We start from the raw sequence: 22039 nt of genomic DNA, 5'->3' as shown, positions 1-22039 counted from the left end.
TTCATTAAGAAAGAAGAGAAGCCTGCATGTATTATTACAAAGAAGAGCTAATCAATATAATTAAACCAGATAAGCCAGATCCTGCTGCTGCTAAAGTCTTACAGGAGACCTTAGGCGGTCAATTTGGTGAAATGCGCACAATGATGCAATTTTTCTTTCAGAGTAACAATTTCAGGGGCAAAGACACTCAGTATAAGGATTTGCTTCGAGGGATCTTTTTAGAAGAAATCAGTCATGTCGAGCTTGTTCAGAACACCATTAATCAACTATTAAATGATTCTGGCCTTTCTTCACAACCTGGTGATGGTGGCTCAGATGGAGCTCCTCTAGATGAAGCAATCAAACATGCCAATCCACACCATTATATTATGGGAGCTCAGTCATCTCTTCCAGTAGATGCAGGCGGCAATCCATGGAATGGCTCATGGGTTTATGACCATGGTAATTTAATTGCTAATCTGCTGAATAATTTGATGCTCGAATCAACAGGTGTACTTCAGAAAACAAGAATATATGAAATGAGTAATAATCAAACGTTTCGTGAGACTCTCGGGTTTTTAATTGTCCGGGATAATGCTCATCAAAATGCTTTTGCTAAAGCACTTGAAACCTTAGGTGTGGATTGGGGCAAAATTTTCCCTGTTCCAAATTATGATATAAATAAATATCCTGAATGCAAAAAGTTCGTGGATATGGGCTTCCATAATGCTCAGTTTAACTTCCGATTAGATCCAACTAGAATCGCCGAAGTTTTCCAGGGACAAACACCGAGCAGAAACGGTGGAACCTTGTCAGTCACTCCTCCACCGCAAGGATTCCCTGTTCCACAGCTACCGGAAATGCCAAACGAGCACGCTCCAGGGATAAGCGATTTAAATAGATAAAAGGAATGCAGCTTCCAAATGGAAGCTGTATTTTTTTAATCAATCGATTAATTAAAAATTCCAAATATTTTGTTTACATATTGATTAATCTTTGGATAGAATGAACATTATAGTGCCAACATACCGGGATAAAAAGGGGGGGTAGATTGAGATGCTTAAGAAGTGGGTTATGGGAGTTTTCATAATTTCCCTATTCTGCAGTTTAATAGGATGCAGAGGCCAATTGAGACAGGATGTTTTAATTATGGGATCAATAAAGGAATATAGTGATAGAAGTGTTATTTTATCACTTTCAAGTACACTTCATGAAAATTCTATTCTCCATGTGACCTTAAAAGAAAACGGCAGTGACCAAATCGCATGGGAAGGTGAAACAAAAGTCAAAGAAGACGGCTACATAAAATATGAATTCAAACGCCCTAAAATTTCAGAGCAGTATAAACTTGAAGTCCTCTTTGTACCTGATAAACAACCCGCTTCTGTAAAAGAGATATATGGAGAATCTGGAGAGTATATCAGAGAAGACAGTCTGGGATACAGGTCTTATACATATGACGGAAAAAAAGTGGACGGGATTGTTATGTATGGAATTTTGACAACCTTTGATAAAGAAACAGATGGCAAAAGCCAACACAAGTCATGGGAGTTGGTCTCAGATTTTGCCAATATAGAAAGCATGTTGGAGTAGGTGAATATACATATGAAACAGTTTAAAAAAATTTCTGCCCATTTATTAGATTTTATATTAACCATTCTGGCTATAAACCTTATTATTCTTTTTTTTAGTTCTTTATGGGTATGGAATAATGCAGATCCATCCATTAGCTGGTGGAAGGCTTTCTCAAACCAGGCCAAGGATATTTATGAGGCATTTTTATTTATCGATCAAATTCAAATCATGGTAGACTATAGTTTTTCTCAAGGAATACCGAAATTTTCACTGTTCTGGGTCAGTCTCAAAGACCCGTTTATTTATTCACTTCTTATTTTAGGAGGCACTTTACTAGCAACATTTATTGCCGCTCTATTATTTGAAGTATTCCATTACTTTTCACCAAGAATCCTTCAGAATTTTTTTCGTGAAATTGCCTTCTTTATTCAGTCTATCCCAGATGTCATCATGATCTTCGCGATTCAATTATTTTCAATATGGATTTTCAAAAAAACAGGCTTGCTCATTCTGGATCCCGTTGCTTTAGGAGAGGATCATGTCTACCTTCTACCTATTATCGCTCTATCTATCTTGCCGATTTTTATGCTATTCCAAATGATTGATTTATCTGTCAGTGAAGAGCAACAAAAGATGTATGTGGAATATGCTTATGCAAAGGGCTTGTCCAAAAGAGAGATATTTTTCAAACATATCCTTCGCAACACGACAATCACTATTTTTTCAAATCTGCAATATCTACTGTGGTTCATCATCTCAAGCCTGCTCATTCTGGAGCGCTTATTAAATATGGATGGACTATTCTCCTTTATAAACGGGATGGACATCAAGTTTATAGCTGTAGGATTGACCTTCTTATTTATCCCCTTCTATTTATTAGATATATGGGGGAAAACGATTGTAAAACGAGTGATGGGCGGTGAACACGGATGATAAAAAAATTACTTAAAAATCCTTCTTTTATGATTGGTTTTCTATTTTTATTCATCCTTATTGTAACCAGCCTTCTCTATCCCGCTTGGATTAAACCGCATCTCGAGCCTCCGCCTGAGCTTATTTATGAAGATGGAAAACTTGTTGATCAACCGGCTTATCCACCAAGCTTAACGCATCCCTTCGGTGTAGACAGACTTGGTCAGGATACATTTTGGAACGTAATTGAAGGAGCTAAATATACATTATTCATTGCTGTATTAATTGGACTTTTGCGGATGTTTTTAGGAATGGGAAGTGGAATCTTATATGGATTGTATCATCAGCGTTTCAACTGGGTAATAGAACCTTTGACTCGAGCATTTCGTTTTATTCCAACCATATTGATTGCCATGATGTTTTTTATATCTGAAAGTGGAATAGATGTGATTTTTCAGCAATGCTTAATGCTTTCATTGATTACCTTTCTTCCTTTAACCTCCGTAATAGGAGATGAACTTCGGTATTACTTAAAAAATGAATTCATCGATGCATCCCGTCTGTTGGGAGGATCTAAATGGTGGATTGTAAAGGTCCATATTAGGCATCATTTAAGATCAAGGTTGATTGTCATTTTTCTTCAGCAAATCGCCCAATCATTAGTGCTGCTAGTTCAGCTAGGCGCTTTTATGTGCGTGATTGGGGGTTATGAAACAATAGACCTTAGTGCTCCAATGAGTGATCCTTATAATGTTGCCACCTCTCTTTCACATGAATGGTCCGGGATGATCGGTCTCTCCTATCATGAACTGCGTTACAATAAATGGATTGTCCTTGGCCCATCACTTGGTTTTATACTTAGCTTGTTTTCTCTGAACCTCATGCTGAGAGGAATTCAAAGCGTGCTGGCAGACCGCTCTCTTATCCACAAAACAAAGGAGCAGGCTCATCCGGTAAAAATCGAGCAAGATGGCTTCCAACTGGTAACCCCCATCAATTAATATAGATGTAAAGGCCCCCTTTTTCACATAGCTGAAAAAGGGGTTTTCTATTGTACTTATAAAATAAACAGGGAAAATAAATACATTAAGATCATGCTGATGAGGATACATAAATTTGAGACCGTACCTATCATCATTGTCGTTCGATATTTAAATTCATGGGCATACGGTATAACAGCGAGGCCAATTGGCAGGACTAAACCGAGTAGTATCGTGTATTTAAACATATCATCAACTGGAAGAACAAAATATAATGAAATACCGACCAGCAATGCAAAGCCATATCGGAATGATAAGTATTTTATAATTGGGCGTATATACTGTTTTTCAAAAGAAAATTTCAAATATATTCCGAGCAGCAATAAGGCCAGTGGCATATTCGCTTTAGATATGATTGTTGCTACTTCTAAAAGCGCCGATGGAAGCTGGATATGACCAAAATTCAAGACACTCATAACAATGTATGTCATTAAAGGAATGGACTTACCAAATTTCATAAGGATGGCGCGCCCCTCCAGCTTCATTCCATTTTCAGAAAAATAACTTCCTACTATATAGGCCAATCCAAATACAATAAAAGAATTACCAACATCAAACATACCAAAATACAGTAATCCCTCTGTGCCCCAAAAGGCCTCAACAAGCGGAAAGGCGAACAGTCCGACATTATATCCTGAGGCAAGCATCATAAAAGTTCCTTTAATCTCACGTGTCTCATTCCTAAACACAAAATAGGCCACTATTGTAGAAAGAATCCCGTAAAGAATAACAATAAGAGTGATTCCCAATAAAGATACCGTTATAGTGGAGGTTTGCAGGGATACAATGACTAGGGATGGCAAGGTGATGTTAAAGATGATTCTCGAAATTACCTCTCCATCAGATTCCTTTAGAATTCCAGTCCTTTTTAGAAGGTAACCGAGTGCAATAATGATGACAATATATAAAAATTCCTGATTCAACGAGTTCCCTCCTTTACACTATTATTAATTCTATCACTACTATTCTTACAAAAAAGAATGCCCCTCAATTCCACCCGTTTCCACGAAACGGGAATCTTTTCCATACGGCGGTTTCACTAGATAGTATGTACATTAGCTTATCTCGTAGGTATGGATAATTTGTTCCAAGCACACTTATTGCAAGTAATATTCGAAAAAGATGTTTATCATCTTCTTGATATATTTTTTATCCATATCTAAAAAGGCAGTCAACAGGACCGCTATTTTTTACATTGAAAATGAGAAAACACTAAGTTCCACCCCTCCTGATCCTCAGCGTTTCTGATGACCGGCTTAAACCCGAGTTTAAGATAAATATGGATAGCAGTCAGACTCGTTGTCTGGGTTTTCAGATAGGCTTCATTATGGAAAGAGCTCAGAATTTCGAGTGCCTTTATTACAAGGGGTTTACCTAATTTCCTTCCCTGATATTCAGGCAGTATTTCAACCCAATGTAGCCTGCCAGTTTGTTTACCGTTAAAATCGCCAAACCAGGCAGCAGCGGTTCCCACCGGTTTTCCTTCGTCTGTCTCAAGAATGATTACCCTTTTTTTCGCCTCTATCCTATATGGCATAAATTCAGACTCAAACCGTTTCAGAGCGGATTTCATATTGGTAAACTCCTTTGTAGCCGTATTGATTTCAGCCCAATATTGTTCATCACCTTCTCTGAACAGTCGAAAATTAAAACCGCTTGGTAAGATAGCTTCTGGTATATCTCTTAATGTAGCACTCATATAAAGTGAAATATTTTTCATACAAAATCAACTCCTCTCTCAACAGATTACAACGCAGGATAATATTTAATTAATTATCCTAAACATGATTAGCTCAACTGTGTAAAATAGAATTGGATAGTAACTCGTATATTTATTACAGGAGGTCTTGATTACATATGTTACAGGCTATCAAAGGACGTTTAGTCGTTTCATGCCAAGCACTTGAAGATGAACCGCTGCACAGCCCAATGATTATGGGGAAAATGGCGCTTGCTGCCATGCAGGGGGGTGCTGGCGGAATACGCGCCAACTCACATGATGACATCGTTGCAATCAAACAGGAGGTCCCCTTACCTGTTATAGGAATTGTGAAGCGTGAATATCCTGATTCACCTGTCTATATCACTCCGACGCTCCGAGAGGTAAGCGATATTGTATCTGCCGGAGCAGATATGATCGCGATGGATGCAACTTATCGTCCCAGACCATCTAATGTGGAACTTGAATTTTTTGTCCAATCTCTTCGCCTGCACTTCCCTAATCAATTACTTATGGCTGACATCTCCACTCTGGGCGAAGCAATTGAAGCAGAACGAATTGGATTTGATTGTATATCAACCACACTAGTTGGTTATACACCTTATTCAAAGGGGAAATTCATTTATAATGATGACTTCAAATTATTGCGGGATCTTGTATCAACCGTCAAAATCCCAGTCATTGCAGAAGGAAATATTCTAACTCCTGAAATGGCTAAGCGCTGTTTAGAGGTTGGTGCCCATTCTGTTGTTGTAGGCGGTGCAATAACAAGACCTCAGCAAATCACAAAGCGATTCACAGAAAAAATGAAAGCGTAAGAGGATATTCCCCTTACGCTTCTCTTTATGGATGTGACACAATCAAGGAAAGATTCCCCTCAAGTTCAAAATTACCTGTACCCGATGGAAGAATAAAGTGAGCACCTTTTTCTAACGGATAAGTCTCCTCATTCATTCTAAGAGCCCCTTCTCCATCAATAACACTAAAAAGCATAAAGGGCTGATTCTGGTCAAATGAAGATAATCCACTAATATCCCATTTATAAACTGAGAAAAACTCCGTTTCCACAAACGTAGTCAATTCTGCCCCTGGCAATACGGTCTTGGAAACCTGCACTTCTGCATCCTGATGCGGCACCATACTCACATCAATTGATTTTTCAATATGCAACTCACGTTTTTGTCCGTTTTGTTCCGTGCGGTCGTAGTCATATACACGGTAGGTTGTATCTGAGCTCTGCTGTGTTTCAAGTACAAGCGTCCCTTCACATAAAGCATGGACCGTTCCACTTGGAACATAGAAGAAATCTCCTGGCTTTATGGAAACGCGACGCAGTAAATGATTCCACTCGCCCTTCTCAATCATGGAAGCAAACTCTTCCTTGGATTGCGCGGTATGCCCGTAAATCATTTCAGCGCCATCCTTACAATCAATGATATACCAGCATTCTGTTTTGCCAAGTTCACCATTTTCATGAATGTTTGCATATTCATCATTCGGATGAACCTGCACGGATAAATCTGCATTGGCATCTAATATTTTTGTTAACAGAGGGAACACATTCCCTTCCATCTCACCAAATAAATGGCGTTCCTCATTCCACAATTCGATTAAAGTCTTGCCTGCATAAGGGCCATTTTCGATAATGGACGGGCCGTTTTTATGACCGGATATCGCCCAGCATTCACCTGTATGTTCAGATGGAATCTCATAGCCAAATTTAGTTTTCAGCTCTGTTCCACCCCAAATTCTCTCCTGAAAGACAGGTTTTAAAAAAAGAGGTTCTGTCATTGATGTAATACCTCCAATACGGGATTAATATGTATATTATTTACTATAATTCAAGAGAGAACCCCTGTCTAATCTCTTTTTTATAAAAAATTACTGGTTAAAAAGAAAAGCTGAACCAGTACGATTCAGCCTACCTGATATTTCTCTCCTTATGACACTCTTCCTATGATTCATTTTATTTTACGACTCCGCACGCCAACCGATCACCGGCATCGCCTGTTGGCTGAGTTTTTCCGTCATCTGGATTTTCATGTATAATCAAGGCGGTTCCATCAGAATCTACTAAAGCAGCATCGGCCCCTTTAGATAGTGACACATTTTCTGCGTTTACCGTCACATTAACGGACCCATCCTCACCCACTTCCAAATTAGGAAGATCGCCGGCATGCGGACCATCCTCGTGCTCCATGCCATGCTTCGCATCAGTTGGATTAAAATGACTGCCTGCAGTCTCAAAACTAGGTGCCTCACACTTTCCTGTTTCATGAAAATGGAATCCATGCAGTCCTGGCGGCAGTCCATCTGCTTTCAGTTCTATCACTACTCCCTTCGCTACCTCACTAAGCTCTGCTGTTCCAATATTCTCTTCTTTATTATTGTATATATCTATCACTTTACTCTCTACCTTATCCGAGCCACTATTCTTTGTATCATTCGTTGTTTGCTCGGCTACGTCTTTATTGCAGGCTACCAATAAAATTAGTATGAACAGTACGAAGAACATCCCTTTTTTCTTTAACATAGATCGCTTCCTCCTTTTGTATCTCCATACCATCCATTCCCAAAAATAAACAATTATTTTTAAAAATGTGTCCTAAGTCCTGAAAACAACTGTTAAATAACATTGATGTATATATTTTCTTGTACAGTTCTGTAATGAAGTCTACCCTTACCTTTTAATTTACCAGTCCTAAATATACTATCTTAAATGCTCGGTTTCTCAAATTTCCTCTTTTCTGAACATTTGTGTTAAAATGTGTTTATTGTGCCATTAATACCCTTAGCTGTTAAATTTGCCTCTCCGTGGTAATACCTCTATTGTTTTGTTAATTCTGTCTAAAAGGATTTAGTTAGTTTATTACATAGCTAACTACTCATATTTCTTGCTCTCTCTTTCTATCCGCACTCTTTTAATATTCCTCTTTATGATAGATAGGAAGTAAGAATTTCAACACGAAACGCTTTTATCCTAAAAAACATCCAAAGAAGGGAGCTAACTATATGAAAACATCTAAACTTAAATTTTCATTAGCTACTCAAATTTTAATCGGCTTAGTATTAGGAATTATTGTTGGTGCAATTTTTTATGAGAACACAACTGCACAAACGTACCTACAGCCGCTTGGAGATATTTTCCTCAATTTAATTAAAATGATTGTCGTACCTATCATTATCTCAAGTATTATTGTTGCTATAGCTGGCGTTGGAGACATAAAAGCAGTCGGGAAACTTGGTGGTAAATCGTTACTTTACTTTGTATGTGTAACTATGGTAGCCATTGTTGTCGGACTAGTATCCGCAAATATTTTCCAGCCCGGAAAAGGCGTAAACATGGAAAATTTGGAGCAAACGGATATATCCAGCTATGTTGGGTCTGCTGAAGCTAAGGAAGATCAATCTATTATTGATATGATCGTTCATATTGTCCCAGCCAACCCATTTGAAGCATTTGTTACAACAGATATGCTTGCTATTATCTTCTTCTCTGTCCTTTTTGGACTTGGTGTTGCTGCTGTAGGTGATAAAGCAAAGCCTGTTTATAACTTCTTTGATGGCGTGGCCCAGATTATGTTTTATATAACTAACCTCATTATGAAATTTGCACCGATTGGTGTATTTGGATTAATTGGTGTTACAATTTCTAAATTTGGATTGGAATCTCTTATCCCCTTAGGTAAGTTAGTTATAACGGTCTATGGAACGATGATTTTCTTTGTGATCATTATTTTAGGATTAATTGCCAAGGCAGTCGGCTACAGTATTTTCAGATTGTTTAAAGTGTTAAAAGCCGAACTAATCCTTGCTTTCTCTACAGCAAGCTCTGAAGCCGTTTTACCTAGAATCATGGATAAGATGGAACAAGAGGGCTGTCCAAAGCATATTGCTACCTTTGTTATTCCAACAGGTTATTCCTTTAACCTGGATGGTTCTACTCTTTATCAAGCCTTAGCAGCACTGTTTATTGCACAAATGTACAATATTGATTTATCCATAATGGAGCAAGTAACTCTAATGCTTGTGTTAATGATTACCTCTAAAGGTATAGCAGGCGTACCCGGAGTCTCCTTCGTTGTCTTATTAGCTACCCTAGGTACTGTAGGTATTCCAGTTGAAGGTTTAGCGTTCATCGCTGGTATTGACCGTATCCTTGATATGGGTAGAACGGTTGTAAACGTACTGGGTAATGCTCTTGCATCAGTGGTAATCTCCAAATCAGAAAAAGCATTCTCCCCTCCTGCTGAATCACAGCAAGAAGCAATTTAATAGAATAAGTTGAAACAGCCTGGACTGATTAAACGTCCAGGCTGTTTTTTGGAGTTCATAAACTGAAACTGCTGTTAAAATTGGTATAGACAGAATAGCCAAATCCGCACCTCCAAAGATTCACTATAAATGAGAGTATATCTACCCTGCAAATGGCGGAAGCAAAACTTCTTGTTTATAAATCTACTGGATAAAAAATCCCCCCAACAATGTCTCTATACCTCTCTATATAAAAATGAATAGGAATTTACTGTATCCATTGTCTTATTCTTTCTAACAGTGATATTGACCTATAAAATTTAGTAGCTAGACAACAAACTCTAGGTATCCCTCCAAAATAACCAAATTTTCGACAATCCTATATCTTAAAGTTCTGCTAACTAAGTAAATATAATATACTTATAGATGGTTAATGATTACAAAACTAGAAAGGGTTGGGGATATTTGAAAAGAATAAGTCAGTTAATTGTCATGATGCTAGTACTCTCACTTTTGATTCAGCTACCCGGGGAAACGAAAGCTGCTTCGAAAACGATTGTCAATCCGAATAAGACGTATACATACACACAAATGGGGAAAGACATTACAACCTTAAAGAAAGCTTACCCGGATTTGGTACAAGTAAAGACAATTGGTGCATCTGAATACGGCAGAAAAATATATGCTGTAGGTCTTGGAAAGGGAAGTACCAATGTTTTTATCAATGGTTCCCATCATGCTCGTGAATGGCTGACGACCAGCTTAAATATGTACATGATTGAAAAATATGCAGCGGCCTATAAGGGCAATAAAAAAATCAGCGGATACAACGCAAAAAGTCTTCTTAATTCCTCCACTATTTGGTTTGTTCCAATGGTGAATCCTGATGGAGTAACTCTTCAGCAACAAGGTTTAAAGGCATTTCCTAAGAGCACTCATAAAGCAATTATCAAAATGAATAATGGAAGCAAAAACTTTAAACGATGGAAGGCAAATGCCAAAGGGATTGATTTAAATAGACAATATAAGGCAGATTGGGGTAAAATCAAAAACTCTCCGAAATCTCCAAGCTACAAGAACTATAAAGGGAAAGCACCTGAATCAGCGAAGGAAGTAAAGGCTGTTGTAAAATTTGTTAATCAAATTAATCCAGAAATGACTGTTGCCTATCATAGCAGCGGCCGTATTCTGTATTGGAATTATAAACAAAGTAAAACCAATTATAATAGAGATCATGTATACGCTAAGAAGATTGGCAAAATGACAGGCTACTCATTGGTATATCCAGGCAAAAACCCTTCAGGCGGTGGATTTTCGGATTGGTTTATCAGTACTAAAAAAAGGCCTAGCTTTACACCTGAGATTGGGAAACCTGCAGGTGAAACAAACCTACCCGTGTCACAGTTTTCTCAGATTTGGAAAGAAAATCAGGGAGTAGGCCTATACGTTGCACAGGAGAGCATAAAGCTAAAAGACGCACGGGATAAAAAGTCGGCAGCCACATTGAAAAAAGACTCCGCTGCTAAATTAAAAACGGCTAAGAAACTCGAAAAATACTATTATACTGACATTAAGAGTACCTCTAACCTAAAAATAACAGACGCTCACCAGAAGCTCTATAATACAGTGACAAAGGATATTAAAGCCCTGCAATCTAAAGTAAATAAACTGCCAAGCAAGCATACGAAATCAATTAAGGCAGATATCACCGCCATGAAAACATATACATCACGTTCATTGACCTTTATGAATGCGGTCAAATATGGATCCACTCTTCAAACTGCTGACAAAGCAGTAGTCAAAATGATAAATGATGGTATAGTAAGCTCAAAATTACCTGATTCACATAAAAAATTAAACCAAACTATTACGCAAATGCAGAAAAAAGTGACCCCGCTTTATGGCAAAGGTGCTCGTACTCTGTTTACACAGAAATATGTTACACCAGCAAAACGTACGGCTGAAGACACTAAATATGATGTGGAACGCTATAACTTACTCGTTTTAATAGAAGGACAAGTGAAGGAAAATAAGTTTACGGACGCCCAAAAGAACTTAAACAAGCTGCCTGCACTTGAGAAAAAATCCATAGATTTAAAGAAAAAGAATCTAAGTAAGTACCCAACTTATATGAAATGGGAAAATAACTTTAAAGTTAAAATAGCTGAATTACAGAAAGAAGTAACAGACGCTCTCACCAAGGCAGAAGAAGCTGCCAAAAAAGCTGAAGATCAAAAAAGAATGGAACAAGAAAAAGAGAAGGCTGCAAAAGAGTTAAAAGAGCAGCAAGCCAAAGAGAATGAAAAAGCCAAACAACAAGTGAGAGAAAAACAAAAAGCTAATCAATTAAACAACGAAAAGAACAGATCATCATTTGACCAACAGAAGCCTGCCCAACCGAACTCTAAACCAAACTCACCGCACAATGGTGGCACTCCAAGGCAGATTGTAAACAACTAATAATACAAAAAAACAGGTAGCTGTCTGAACAAAGCTCCCGATTGTTAAACAATTGGAGACGCCGTTCATCTTCTACCTGTTTTTTTAATGTTTTATCAAACAGTCTCTTTCCCAAATTGAATTCTATGCAGGTTTGCAAATATCCCATTTTGATTCAGCAATTCTTCATATGACCCATCTTCAGCTATCCCATCCTCAGTTACAACAATCAGACGGTCGGCATTACGAATGGTTGCCAGGCGATGTGCGATTACTAACGTAGTACGGTTCGCTGCCAATTCATTTAACGATTGCTGAATGATTCTTTCCGTTTCCGTATCTAAGGCAGATGTAGCCTCATCTAAAATAAGGATTGGCGGATTTTTTAAAAACATACGTGCAATTGCAAGCCTCTGTTTCTGCCCTCCAGATAACTTCAACCCCCGCTCGCCAATCTGCGTATAGTATCCATCCGGCAGCTGTTCAATCATCTTTTCCAAATGAGCTTTTCGGGCCGCTTCTACAATTTCCTCAAATGAGGCATCCAGTTTCCCATAAGCAATATTCTCGCGAATGGTTCCTGTGAATAAAAAAACATCCTGCTGTACAATTCCAATATGTTTACGGAGTGACTCAGTTGTCATATCGCGAATGTCCATTCCATCTATTTTAATAGACCCTGCATCCACGTCATAAAAACGTGGGATAAGTGAGCATATCGTGGTTTTTCCGGCACCGGATGGACCAACAAATGCAGTTGTTTCTCCTGCCTTTAAATCAAGATTGACATCGTGTAAGACTGGTTTGGATTCATCATAGCTGAAATCAACATGACTGAAGGAAATATCCCCCTTCAAACCACTTACTGAGATGGCATTTTCTTTATTTTGTATATCTGGCTCCTGTTCAATAAGCTCGCGAAAACGCTTGAAGCCTGCCATTCCTTTTGGATATAGCTCAAGCAGTGCACTGATTTTATCAACAGGCTTAATTAATACATTCGTATATAATACGAAGCTTATCAACTCTCCATAAGATAATGTTCCATTAAAGCTGAGCCAGGCTCCTACTACAAGAACCAACAATGTCAGCATCCTTGTTATCATATAAATAGAAGAATGTGTCCACGACATCACCTTGTATGCAACAAGCTTGGCAGAACGGAATAACCTGTTATTCAATTCAAAGCGATCCATTTCAAACGCTTCATTAGTAAACGATTGAACAACGCGCACACCTGCTACACTGTCTTCCACCCGAGCATTTACATCAGCAATACTTCCGTACATATTCTTCCATGCTGCGTTCATTTTCATATTGCTGAATGTCACCAGCCATATTAAAGATGGAATTAGAATAACCGCCACGATCGCTAAAGTAGGATTAATATTAAACATGATGGCAAAGGCACCGAAGAATGTCATAATTGCGATGAAAAGATCCTCAGGTCCATGGTGGGCAAATTCACCAATATCAAATAAATCATTTGTCACTCGGCTCATTATGTGGCCGGTTTTTGTGTTGTCAAAAAATCGAAATGATTGCCGCTGAACGTGATTAAAGAGCTCCTGTCGCATGTCTGTTTCAATATTTATTCCTAGCTTATGCCCCAAATAGTTCACAATAAATTGCAGGAATGTACTCAGTAAATAAACAGCTAATAATAAAATGCTGACCGTCACGACCATGCTCCAATTTCCTGTCGGCAGCAATTCATCAACAAACCATTGGACTGCCATCGGAAAAGCCAACTCCAGCAACGCAACTATAATGGCACTAGTAAAGTCAATCAAAAATAGCCGCTTATGCGGTTTATAATATGAAAAAAATTTCCCCAGCATCCTTTTATTCCTCTCTTTTCTAGTCTCAACTCATCCATTATATCAATATCTCTCAAATATAAATGCGAATTCTGTTTTAAAAAGGAATAGATTTACTTATTCTTCAATACAATTCGAATATCCTATAACTCTCAATCTTTTAAATACACTTTTAAATTAATAAAATAGTTCAAAGCATATTGGTATAAACATAGAAATTTATGAACCGAATTGTTGATTCTATTAGGCTTACAGACTTACTAATACATTTCAATTTCCTCAAAAAGGATTCTTTTTTTCAACTATTTACAAACACGTTACATTTGAATTAAAGACTCAATTTAGCGTTTTTACTATACTCATGTTGGAAATATACAGAGTATACAACAAAACAATTAAAATAAACCCAAAGGAGCGATTTATTATGGCAGACAAAATGTCTAGAGAAGAAGCAGGACGCAAAGGCGGAAAAGCTACATCTAAAAAGCAAGACAAAGAATTCTACCAAGAAATTGGCAAAAAAGGCGGAGAAGCTACTTCGAAAAACCATGATAAAGAATTCTACCAAGAAATTGGACAAAAAGGCGGAGAGGCTACTTCCGAAAATCATGATAAAGAATTCTACCAAGAAATTGGACAAAAAGGTGGAGAATCCACTTCTGATAATCATGATAAAGAGTTTTACCAAGAAATCGGTAAAAAGGGCGGAGAAGCTACTTCCGATAACCATGATAAAGAGTTCTACCGCGAGATCGGCAAAAAAGGCGGAGAAGCACGCAATAACGATTAATATGAATGCTAAAAAAAGCAAGAAGGTGACGTGATTTACTCTCACGTCACCTTCTTTATGCTTATCGAATAGTTTTTAATAAATTATTCATTTCTGCAACTTGCCTTTGTTGTGTAACAATCATCTTTTGTACGATTGTCCTTAATTCAGGATTTTGAGTATACCTTAATATATTTTTGCCCATTTCAATAGCAGCCTCATGATGTGGAATCATTTCAGTCAGGAAGTCTCTATTAACATTTCCCGTTGGTTTCGCAGCCTCCAATTGAGTGATCATTGAGCTATAAATGTTATTATAGGTCTGTAGATAAGCAGCTTCTGCCTGCTTATTCACTTGAGGATTATTTTTTAGCTTATTTTTCAGTTCCTCCATTTGTCTTATACCATTTAACTGTTCCTTAATTATCGTATCTGCCAGTCTTTTCAGCTGATTATTGGCACCGTCATATTTTAATAAATTTTCTGCCATAGAAACAGCTGCTTCATGATGCGGAATCATTTCATACAAAAAATCGAGCGATGGATCCCCTGTTTTAGGAGCCTCAGACATACTTTCCTTCATAACCTGCAAAATACTTCGATAATTATCATAATAGTCCTTTTCCTTAGGACCAATTTCCGCCTGAACCTGTGAACTGAACATACATAGGAATGCCAATAGTACTGCTATACTTCTTTTTCTCATAAAGAATCCTCCTAAGTTGTTTATTTTTCTTATTATGTAAAAAAGGTATAGTCCCTATGCATTTCATTCACATAAACGATTTAAATTCTTTCTCTCCCAGCATGAAGCTTTTAAACTTTCCATCCTATATGGAAATTAAAATTGATCAATCTCACCTATGATATCCTTTAATACATCTATCGACTTAAGTATATCTCCTTCATAATCCATGCCGTGGTACACCTTTGGGTAGAGCCTTGTTTTCATACTTGGATGATAATCCAATTGTTTGAATCTATCCTCTATATATTGATGATCATGGTCGCCAATAAAGCATAATCCTTTGACAGAACTGTCTTTCATAGCACTCCATACATCATCTCTTTTTAGTAAAGGTGTCAGCCAAACAGCTTTTGCATCCTTGAATTGAGATTTTTTCAGCTCATTGCTCATCGCGATCGTACCAAGTGATTTTCCAATCAGGTAGAAATTTTCATACTCTCTATCCTTCAGAGCATGATCAATCATTGCTCCGGAATCATAGATAACCACTTCAACTAGCTGTTTGTAGGTGAAATCCTCATAAAAAGAATCTCCATATGGGTACTCTAATTGCAATACATCTATCCCTTTGTTTAAATATAACCCTGTGGCAAAATGAAAAAGAGGTCCATGAACCGTATATCCCAACCCAGGAAACATAATGGCCAGGCTACGTGAATCTTTATTTGTACTGAAAATGGAATAACGAATTCGCTTTTCTTTATATCCTGAAACCTCGTTACTATTAACCTCTTCCATCACAATCTCCTCCCAATTAAAAATTAAGCAGATTAATAATAAAATTTTTTACCAATTATATGTATTTAAATATTAATAGTCTTTCAAGTTTCCTTCTGCTCTAAAGCCTCTTCAAGGAAGAACATAAAAATAACCACGATTATTTCCACTATAAAAGGAACTGTAATGCGATCCATAAATTCGTCTACTGTATAAATAGTCAGCCAACTAAAGATACAGTTAAACAGAAACTTCACAGCGAATAATTGGTAGGTCCCAGATATATAGAGTTTTGATAATTTAACAAGCACCATTGAAAACAAATCCAACACCAAACCAAGCAAAAAGAGAAACACAACAAATAGGAAGAGTGTAAATCGAGAGTCATACTCTCCCCCAAACAATCTAAAAAAGCCCGCAAAACTAAAGTAAGTAACACCCAACACAAACGACAAAGGAATGAGTACAATTAGGCAGATAATCACCACAGTTGTAATCTTTTCTTTTATCCCCATCTCCCGAAAAGGTTTATCTTCATTCGAACTCATGAATTACATTCCTACTTTCAAGTACAATATGTCCTGAGTCTATTATAAGCTTCATCTTGTTAGGGAGGCACCGTCTTTATATAAATCTTGGAAAAAAACAAGCATGTATGATGGCTGATTTAATAGAAAAAATCATTTTAACTAATAATAAGAAAGGATTTTAGCGAACTCAAAAAGTCTTCCTTTATCAAGTAGAGGAAGACTTTCAAACCGGAGTTGATTTTAATACTTAATACAGAGTGCGTTGGTGAAATATCGAGCTCTAAGGCTTATTCAGCTGATACTAGTAGTTTCTCTTTAATATGGTTAGCGGATATATAGCCAAATACCGTTGATGGTCCTAATGTGGCACCTGGACCAGCATATACACGTCCCATAACGGATGCTGAACAATTTCCAGTTGCATATAACCCTTCTATCGGTAATCCATTGCGAAGAGCTTGCCCATGTTCATTAGCTACAATTCCGCCTTTTGTCCCTAAATCACCAGGATAAATTTTACAGGCATAGAATGGCGGTTTTTCAATAGCACCCAGGTTAGGATTTTTATAAGTAGGATCGCCGTAATAATTATCATAAACTGAGTTTCCACGCCCAAAATCTTCATCCAACCCTTTTTTTGAAAAATCATTAAACCTGTTAGCCGTATTTTTTAACCCCTCTATGTTAATTTTGCATTTCTCCGCCAATTCTTCAATGGAATTCGCTTTAATTAAGAATCCGCTTTCAATTGCACTTTTAGGAGTTCTTCTTGGGAGCATGTTACCAAACAAATACTTATTTCGATGTCTGCTCTCCATAATAAGCCATGAGTGAATCGCTTTCCCATTCTTTTCTTGCCTTTCAAGAATCGCATGGCCAGCATCTGTATAAGATTGTGACTCGTTAAAATAACGTTCTCCCATTTGATCCACTATTATACAATGTGGCATTGAACGTTCATGCACAAGGAATTTTCGGGCACCGCTTGCGTCAATCGCTGTAGGTCCCCACCAGGCATCATCCAATAAAGCAGTATCTAAGTTATGCTTTTCTGCGATTAACAGCATATCTCCTGTGTTATCCGGACTTGCAGCTGTCCAGTCTGTTCCTACATGATGATATTTTTTGCGCAGCTCCAGATTTCGTTCAAATCCTCCACCCGCCAAAATCACTGACCGACACTTGATAAAATATGGTTTCCCCTCTTTTTCTGCCTCGACCCCTACAATTTTATCTTCCTCCATGATTAAATCCTTTAAGGGTGTAGATAACATCAGTGGGACTTGATATTTCTTTGCAATTATGAGTAAACGGCTGACCAATCCGCCTCCAATCGATATAGCATGTTCACCTTTGATCTTATGCTTAAATCCATTCAGGAACATACCGACAACCGTGTTAAAATCTTTTGCATTTGTAAAGGCTTTTGGTAAAGAGGCTACTTTGCCGGAATAGATGGGCATCGGAGCCTCAAGCTCACCCGTTCGCAAGGTCTCTTCGTTCTCTGCTAAAAGCCTAGCATCAACAATTTCCGCCTCAATGGAGCGACCTATTTTACCACCAGGTCTTTCAGGATAATAATCTGGATACAATGAGCCCGCTACCCACTTCATCCCTAAATCCTCTAAAAACTTTACCATCCTGTGACCATTTTTCACATAGGCCTCTTTTCGCTCATACGTAGATGCTGGCCCTGTGTCCTCTATTATTTCTTGCATATAAGTAAGAGCTTCTTCTTCACTGTCCTGTAAGCCAGCATTTTTCGAAACATGATTATTTGGAATCCACAAACCTCCGCCAGATAAAGCCGATGAACCACCCCATACAGATCCTTTTTCAATAATAGCTGTGCGAAGACCGCCATACGCAGATGTAATAGCTGCTACCAATCCTCCCGCACCACTGCCTACTACTATAACGTCATATTCTTCATCCCAGTTCATTTGCATTCCTCCATATTGTCCAAGTTTTATATTTATATGAAAGATACAGCAATAAAAGTACGTCTTTCTTCTATCTACTGGCAAATGATTTTGAAGGGTAAAAGAGTTCCCATTTTATTAATATGCACACAAAAAAACAGCTGCCGACTCTATCGACAACTGTCCATTGTAAAGACACTCTATATCTATTCTTTCAGTTAACAAATATACAGAAATCTATTATTTTTTTATAAGCTTAAGCTCTACAGGTATAGCTTTATCGATTTCTTTGCCGTCTAAATGATTTACGGCAGCCTCAACTGCTTTTTCACCAATTAAACCTGGCTGTTGAGCAACGGTAGCAGCCATCTCACCGGATTCAACCTTTTTCAATGCATCATCTGTCGCATCAAAGCCAATAACGATAATATCTTTACCGCTTCCTTCAATTGCTTCTAGAGCTCCAAGAGCCATCTCATCATTTTGTGCGAATACTGCTTCAATATCTGGATTAGCCTGAAGAATGTTTTCCATAACTGTTAATCCTTCTGATCTATCAAAATTAGCAGTTTGGCTAGCTTTAATCTCTACTGATTCTTTTACTGCTTCATTAAACCCTTCTCCACGGTCAATAGCAGCTGATGAACCAGCTATCCCTTCTAACACAGCAACCTGAGCACCTTTTTCTACTAAAGTAAGTAAATATTCGCCTGCTAATTTACCGCCTGCCTTATTATCGGATGCTATATGAGATATAACTTTTCCACCCTCTGATGATCTGTCTACTGTAATAACTGGAATCCCAGCGCTATTAGCTGATTCAACCGCTGAAGAAACCGCTGAAGAATCTACAGGATTAATCATGATCATATCAACTTTTTGCTGAATTAAATCCTCTACGTCAGACGCTTGCTTAGAAGCATCATCTTGAGCATCTACTACTGTTATCTTTGCATCAAGGCTATCCGCTTTTTCTTCAGCAGCTTCGCTTAGTGACACGAAGAACGGATTGTTTAATGTAGATACTGAGAACCCGATAACCATATCTCCTTTTTCCTTGGATGACTTGGATTCTGATTTGCTTCCTGATTCCATTGAACAGGCTGCCAACACAACAGATAACATTGCTGCCAACAGAATTAATGAATACTTTTTCATTTAATACACTCCCTTTTATGCTTGTTTTTTGCGATCTAAAAGAACTGCCATTAATATAACTGCACCCTTCACAACCTGTTGGAAGAATGATGAAACCCCAATTAAATTCATTCCATTATTCAGTACTCCGATTATCAATACACCTACTAATGTACCGAATATCCAACCACGTCCTCCAGTTAGCGAAGTACCCCCTAAAACAACTGCGGCAATCGCATCCAACTCATAGGATTCTCCAGCAGTCGGCTGAGCTGAATTCAGACGTGATGTTAAAATTAATGCTGAGACAGAGGCTAAAAGACCTGTAATTGCGTAAACCCAAATTTTCACTCGATCCGTATTGATTCCAGATAGCTTGGAAGCGTCTTCATTTCCACCTACAGCATAAACTCGGCGGCCAAAAGTTGTCTTATGGAGAATGAAATATAATATAATGAAGGCCAAAATTGTTGTAACAACAGGAACAGGAATTCCTAATAAATATCCTTTACCAAACATTTGGAAAGTAAGAGAGTCACCCAGCCCCGAAACTGGCTTTCCTTCCGTATAAACAAGCGTTAATCCGCGATAAATAGTCATTGTTGCTAAAGTAGCAATAAATGGGGCAACTTTTCCTTTTGTAATGATCACTCCATTAATTGCACCCAGGATTAACCCAAGTATTAGAGCAGCACCCATTGCTATGATTGGATCTGTACCACTGGCAAGAAGGCTTGCTGCCACTGCACCGGTCAATGCCAATGTAGAGCCGACAGAAAGGTCAATTCCCCCAGTCAAGACCACAAATGTCATCCCAAATGCAATCAGCCCGCTAATTGTAACTTGTCGTAAAACGTTTAAAATATTTGAGACCGTCAAGAAACTCGGATTCATGATTGTAATTACCACAATTAATAACAATAGACCAAATAGCGGACCTAGCTTGGAAAGCCACTTTTTGTAGTTCACTTTAGACAATCTTCTCTCCCCCTGTCGCAAAATGCATGATTCTTTCTTGTGTCATATCTTTCTTCTCTACTACCCCTGTCAATTTACCTTCCTGCATCACTAGCACTCTATCCGCCATACCTATGACTTCCGGTAGTTCTGAAGAAATCATTAAAATAGCTACCCCAGCCTCGGCTAATTGATTGATAATGTGATAGATTTCCTTCTTAGCGCCAATATCAACCCCTCGTGTCGGTTCATCCAGAATCAGAATTTTTGGTTGAGTGCCGAGCCACTTGGCAATAACAACCTTTTGTTGATTACCGCCTGATAGAGACTTAACGATTTGTTCTGCACCAGAGGAGCGTATTCGTAACTGATTTATGTAATTTTGAACAAACTCATTCTCCTTGCCTGGCTGTATAACGCTAGCTTTAGAGCCCTTTTCTAAATTTGCCAACATAATATTCTCTTTAATTGAGAAATCTAATATTAATCCCTTTGACTTTCGATCCTCTGTCACCAAACCAATTCCAAGCTTCATAGCTTCTATGGGAGTTTTAATTTGGACCTTCTGACCATCAATAAAAATCTCCCCCTGGGTAGATTTCCTATGTCCAAATAGAGCTTCTGCTATTTCAGTTCTACCAGCCCCCATCAATCCTGAGAGTGCCAATACCTCCCCTTGATGCAAGGTAAATGACACATCCTGAAAGGCATTATCCGCACTTAAACCCTTCACCTCCAGCTTCTTGTTGCCTATCTTGGCATTTCTGGAAGGGAATCGTTCTCCTAACTGACGTCCAACCATCATAGCAACGATTTCATCGAATGTTGTCTCCGAGATTTCCTTCACTCCTACATATTCTCCATCACGCAATACCGTAATCCGATCACAAATTGCAAATATCTCTTCCATACGGTGGGAAATATAGACGAATGAAATTCCCTTGCTTTTCAGCTCTCTAACTGTTTTAAACAGGGTTTGGATTTCACGGTCTGTCAAGGCAGCAGTAGGTTCATCCATAACAATATATTTGGCTTCAGAAGCAATCGCTTTTGCAATCTCAATAATTTGTTGCTTCCCGACCGATAAGTCTCCCGCTCTGGTCCGTGGATGAACATCCAGGCCTAGCTTTTTCAATAGCCTTTTTGTTTCCTGTTCCATTTCTTTACGTTTCAAAACTCCAAGTCCATACTCTAGTTCCTTGCCGAGAAATAGATTTTCGGCCACGGTAAGGTCAGGTAAAATATTTAACTCCTGATGAATCACATGGATACCCTGGTTCTCAGAATCCTTCGCCGACTTAAAATCCATCAATTGACCGTCGACTCTTACCTCTCCGCTGTCCTTCGTATAAATACCTGACATGATTTTCATCAGTGTAGATTTTCCTGCTCCATTCTCTCCCATAAGCGCATGAATTTCTCCGTTAAGCAATTCAAATTGGACATCCCTGAGTACGACATTACCACTGAATGCTTTTGAAATACCGGACATCTGAATCATTTGCCGTTCACCCACCCTC

The 22039-nt window shown here is 38.2% G+C and carries 20 protein-coding genes; 8 read left to right on the top strand and 12 right to left on the bottom strand.

Annotation, left to right across the window (positions count from 1 at the left end):
- Window positions 1–26: 26 nt before the first annotated feature.
- The 4 genes from FHY47_RS17030 to FHY47_RS17015 all read left to right on the top strand — a co-directional run bounded on the left by FHY47_RS17030 (window position 27) and on the right by FHY47_RS17015 (window position 3467).
- Window positions 27–884 (top strand): manganese catalase family protein, encoded by an 858-nt coding sequence (locus FHY47_RS17030; protein ID WP_066102570.1) that lies wholly within the window; start codon window positions 27–29, stop codon window positions 882–884.
- Between the two features lie 151 nt (window positions 885–1035).
- Window positions 1036–1572, top strand: coding sequence for a hypothetical protein (locus FHY47_RS17025; RefSeq protein ID WP_140462293.1), 537 nt, complete (start codon window positions 1036–1038; stop codon window positions 1570–1572).
- Window positions 1573–1584: 12 nt separating this feature from the next.
- Window positions 1585–2487 carry an ABC transporter permease subunit gene (locus FHY47_RS17020; RefSeq protein ID WP_148631225.1) on the top strand — a complete coding sequence of 301 codons (903 nt, stop codon included), beginning with the start codon at window positions 1585–1587 and terminating at the stop codon, window positions 2485–2487.
- Entirely contained in the window at window positions 2484–3467 is a 984-nt protein-coding gene (locus FHY47_RS17015) for an ABC transporter permease (RefSeq protein ID WP_066102578.1), read from the top strand. Before FHY47_RS17020 ends, FHY47_RS17015 begins: the two co-directional genes overlap by 4 nt.
- A gap of 56 nt (window positions 3468–3523) precedes the next feature.
- On the opposite strand, the gene FHY47_RS17010 is transcribed toward FHY47_RS17015, so the two are convergent.
- Both FHY47_RS17010 and FHY47_RS17005 read right to left on the bottom strand, forming a co-directional pair.
- Window positions 3524–4429, bottom strand: coding sequence for an AEC family transporter (locus tag FHY47_RS17010; RefSeq protein WP_140462295.1), 906 nt, complete (start codon window positions 4427–4429; stop codon window positions 3524–3526).
- 260 nt (window positions 4430–4689) lie between these two features.
- Window positions 4690–5226, bottom strand: a complete 537-nt coding sequence (locus FHY47_RS17005) for a GNAT family N-acetyltransferase (protein WP_066102583.1) — start codon at window positions 5224–5226, stop codon at window positions 4690–4692.
- A gap of 137 nt (window positions 5227–5363) precedes the next feature.
- Between FHY47_RS17005 and FHY47_RS17000 the strand changes: the two genes are divergently transcribed.
- Window positions 5364–6044, top strand: coding sequence for an N-acetylmannosamine-6-phosphate 2-epimerase (locus FHY47_RS17000; protein ID WP_066102587.1), 681 nt, complete (start codon window positions 5364–5366; stop codon window positions 6042–6044).
- Window positions 6045–6069: 25 nt separating this feature from the next.
- On the opposite strand, the gene manA is transcribed toward FHY47_RS17000, so the two are convergent.
- Together manA and FHY47_RS16990 are read right to left on the bottom strand one after the other, a co-directional pair.
- The gene (gene manA / locus FHY47_RS16995) at window positions 6070–7017 is read right to left on the bottom strand and encodes a mannose-6-phosphate isomerase, class I (protein ID WP_148631223.1); all 948 of its coding nucleotides are present in this window, start codon (window positions 7015–7017) and stop codon (window positions 6070–6072) included.
- Window positions 7018–7192: 175 nt separating this feature from the next.
- Entirely contained in the window at window positions 7193–7759 is a 567-nt protein-coding gene (locus tag FHY47_RS16990) for a superoxide dismutase family protein (RefSeq protein WP_066102594.1), read from the bottom strand.
- Between the two features lie 479 nt (window positions 7760–8238).
- Between FHY47_RS16990 and FHY47_RS16985 the strand changes: the two genes are divergently transcribed.
- Complete coding sequence (locus FHY47_RS16985) at window positions 8239–9501, top strand: cation:dicarboxylate symporter family transporter (RefSeq protein ID WP_066102597.1); 1263 nt, start codon at window positions 8239–8241, stop codon at window positions 9499–9501.
- A 444-nt stretch (window positions 9502–9945) separates the two neighbouring features.
- Window positions 9946–11940, top strand: a complete 1995-nt coding sequence (locus tag FHY47_RS16980; protein WP_262366037.1) for a M14 family zinc carboxypeptidase — start codon at window positions 9946–9948, stop codon at window positions 11938–11940.
- A 95-nt stretch (window positions 11941–12035) separates the two neighbouring features.
- On the opposite strand, the gene FHY47_RS16975 is transcribed toward FHY47_RS16980, so the two are convergent.
- Window positions 12036–13760 (bottom strand): ABC transporter ATP-binding protein, encoded by a 1725-nt coding sequence (locus FHY47_RS16975; protein WP_148631219.1) that lies wholly within the window; start codon window positions 13758–13760, stop codon window positions 12036–12038.
- A gap of 403 nt (window positions 13761–14163) precedes the next feature.
- Here FHY47_RS16975 and gsiB point away from each other — a divergent pair, with 403 nt between their 5' ends.
- A complete protein-coding gene (gene gsiB / locus FHY47_RS16970; RefSeq protein ID WP_066102606.1) occupies window positions 14164–14529 on the top strand; it encodes a glucose starvation-inducible protein GsiB in 366 nt (121 codons plus the stop codon).
- A 61-nt stretch (window positions 14530–14590) separates the two neighbouring features.
- On the opposite strand, the gene FHY47_RS16965 is transcribed toward gsiB, so the two are convergent.
- From FHY47_RS16965 to FHY47_RS16935, 7 genes are all read right to left on the bottom strand, one after another.
- On the bottom strand, window positions 14591–15214 hold the full coding sequence (locus tag FHY47_RS16965; protein ID WP_066102612.1) for a DUF305 domain-containing protein: 624 nt from the start codon (window positions 15212–15214) through the stop codon (window positions 14591–14593).
- Window positions 15215–15349: 135 nt separating this feature from the next.
- A complete protein-coding gene (locus FHY47_RS16960) occupies window positions 15350–15994 on the bottom strand; it encodes an alpha/beta hydrolase (RefSeq protein ID WP_148631216.1) in 645 nt (214 codons plus the stop codon).
- 83 nt (window positions 15995–16077) lie between these two features.
- On the bottom strand, window positions 16078–16521 hold the full coding sequence (locus FHY47_RS16955) for a YrvL family regulatory protein (protein WP_148631214.1): 444 nt from the start codon (window positions 16519–16521) through the stop codon (window positions 16078–16080).
- Window positions 16522–16790: 269 nt separating this feature from the next.
- A complete protein-coding gene (locus FHY47_RS16950; protein ID WP_187393505.1) occupies window positions 16791–18446 on the bottom strand; it encodes an FAD-dependent oxidoreductase in 1656 nt (551 codons plus the stop codon).
- Window positions 18447–18665: 219 nt separating this feature from the next.
- A complete protein-coding gene (gene rbsB, locus FHY47_RS16945) occupies window positions 18666–19583 on the bottom strand; it encodes a ribose ABC transporter substrate-binding protein RbsB (protein WP_148631210.1) in 918 nt (305 codons plus the stop codon).
- A gap of 15 nt (window positions 19584–19598) precedes the next feature.
- The gene (locus FHY47_RS16940) at window positions 19599–20531 is read right to left on the bottom strand and encodes an ABC transporter permease subunit (protein WP_373925508.1); all 933 of its coding nucleotides are present in this window, start codon (window positions 20529–20531) and stop codon (window positions 19599–19601) included.
- 1 nt (window position 20532) lies between these two features.
- Window positions 20533–22020, bottom strand: coding sequence for a sugar ABC transporter ATP-binding protein (locus FHY47_RS16935; RefSeq protein ID WP_139892853.1), 1488 nt, complete (start codon window positions 22018–22020; stop codon window positions 20533–20535).
- Between the last annotated feature and the right edge of the window lie 19 nt (window positions 22021–22039).

Source organism: Bacillus sp. E214 (genome assembly GCF_008087365.1).
Classification (GTDB): Bacteria; Bacillota; Bacilli; order Bacillales; family Pradoshiaceae; genus Pradoshia.
This window is presented reverse-complemented; position numbering and strand designations above follow the sequence as displayed.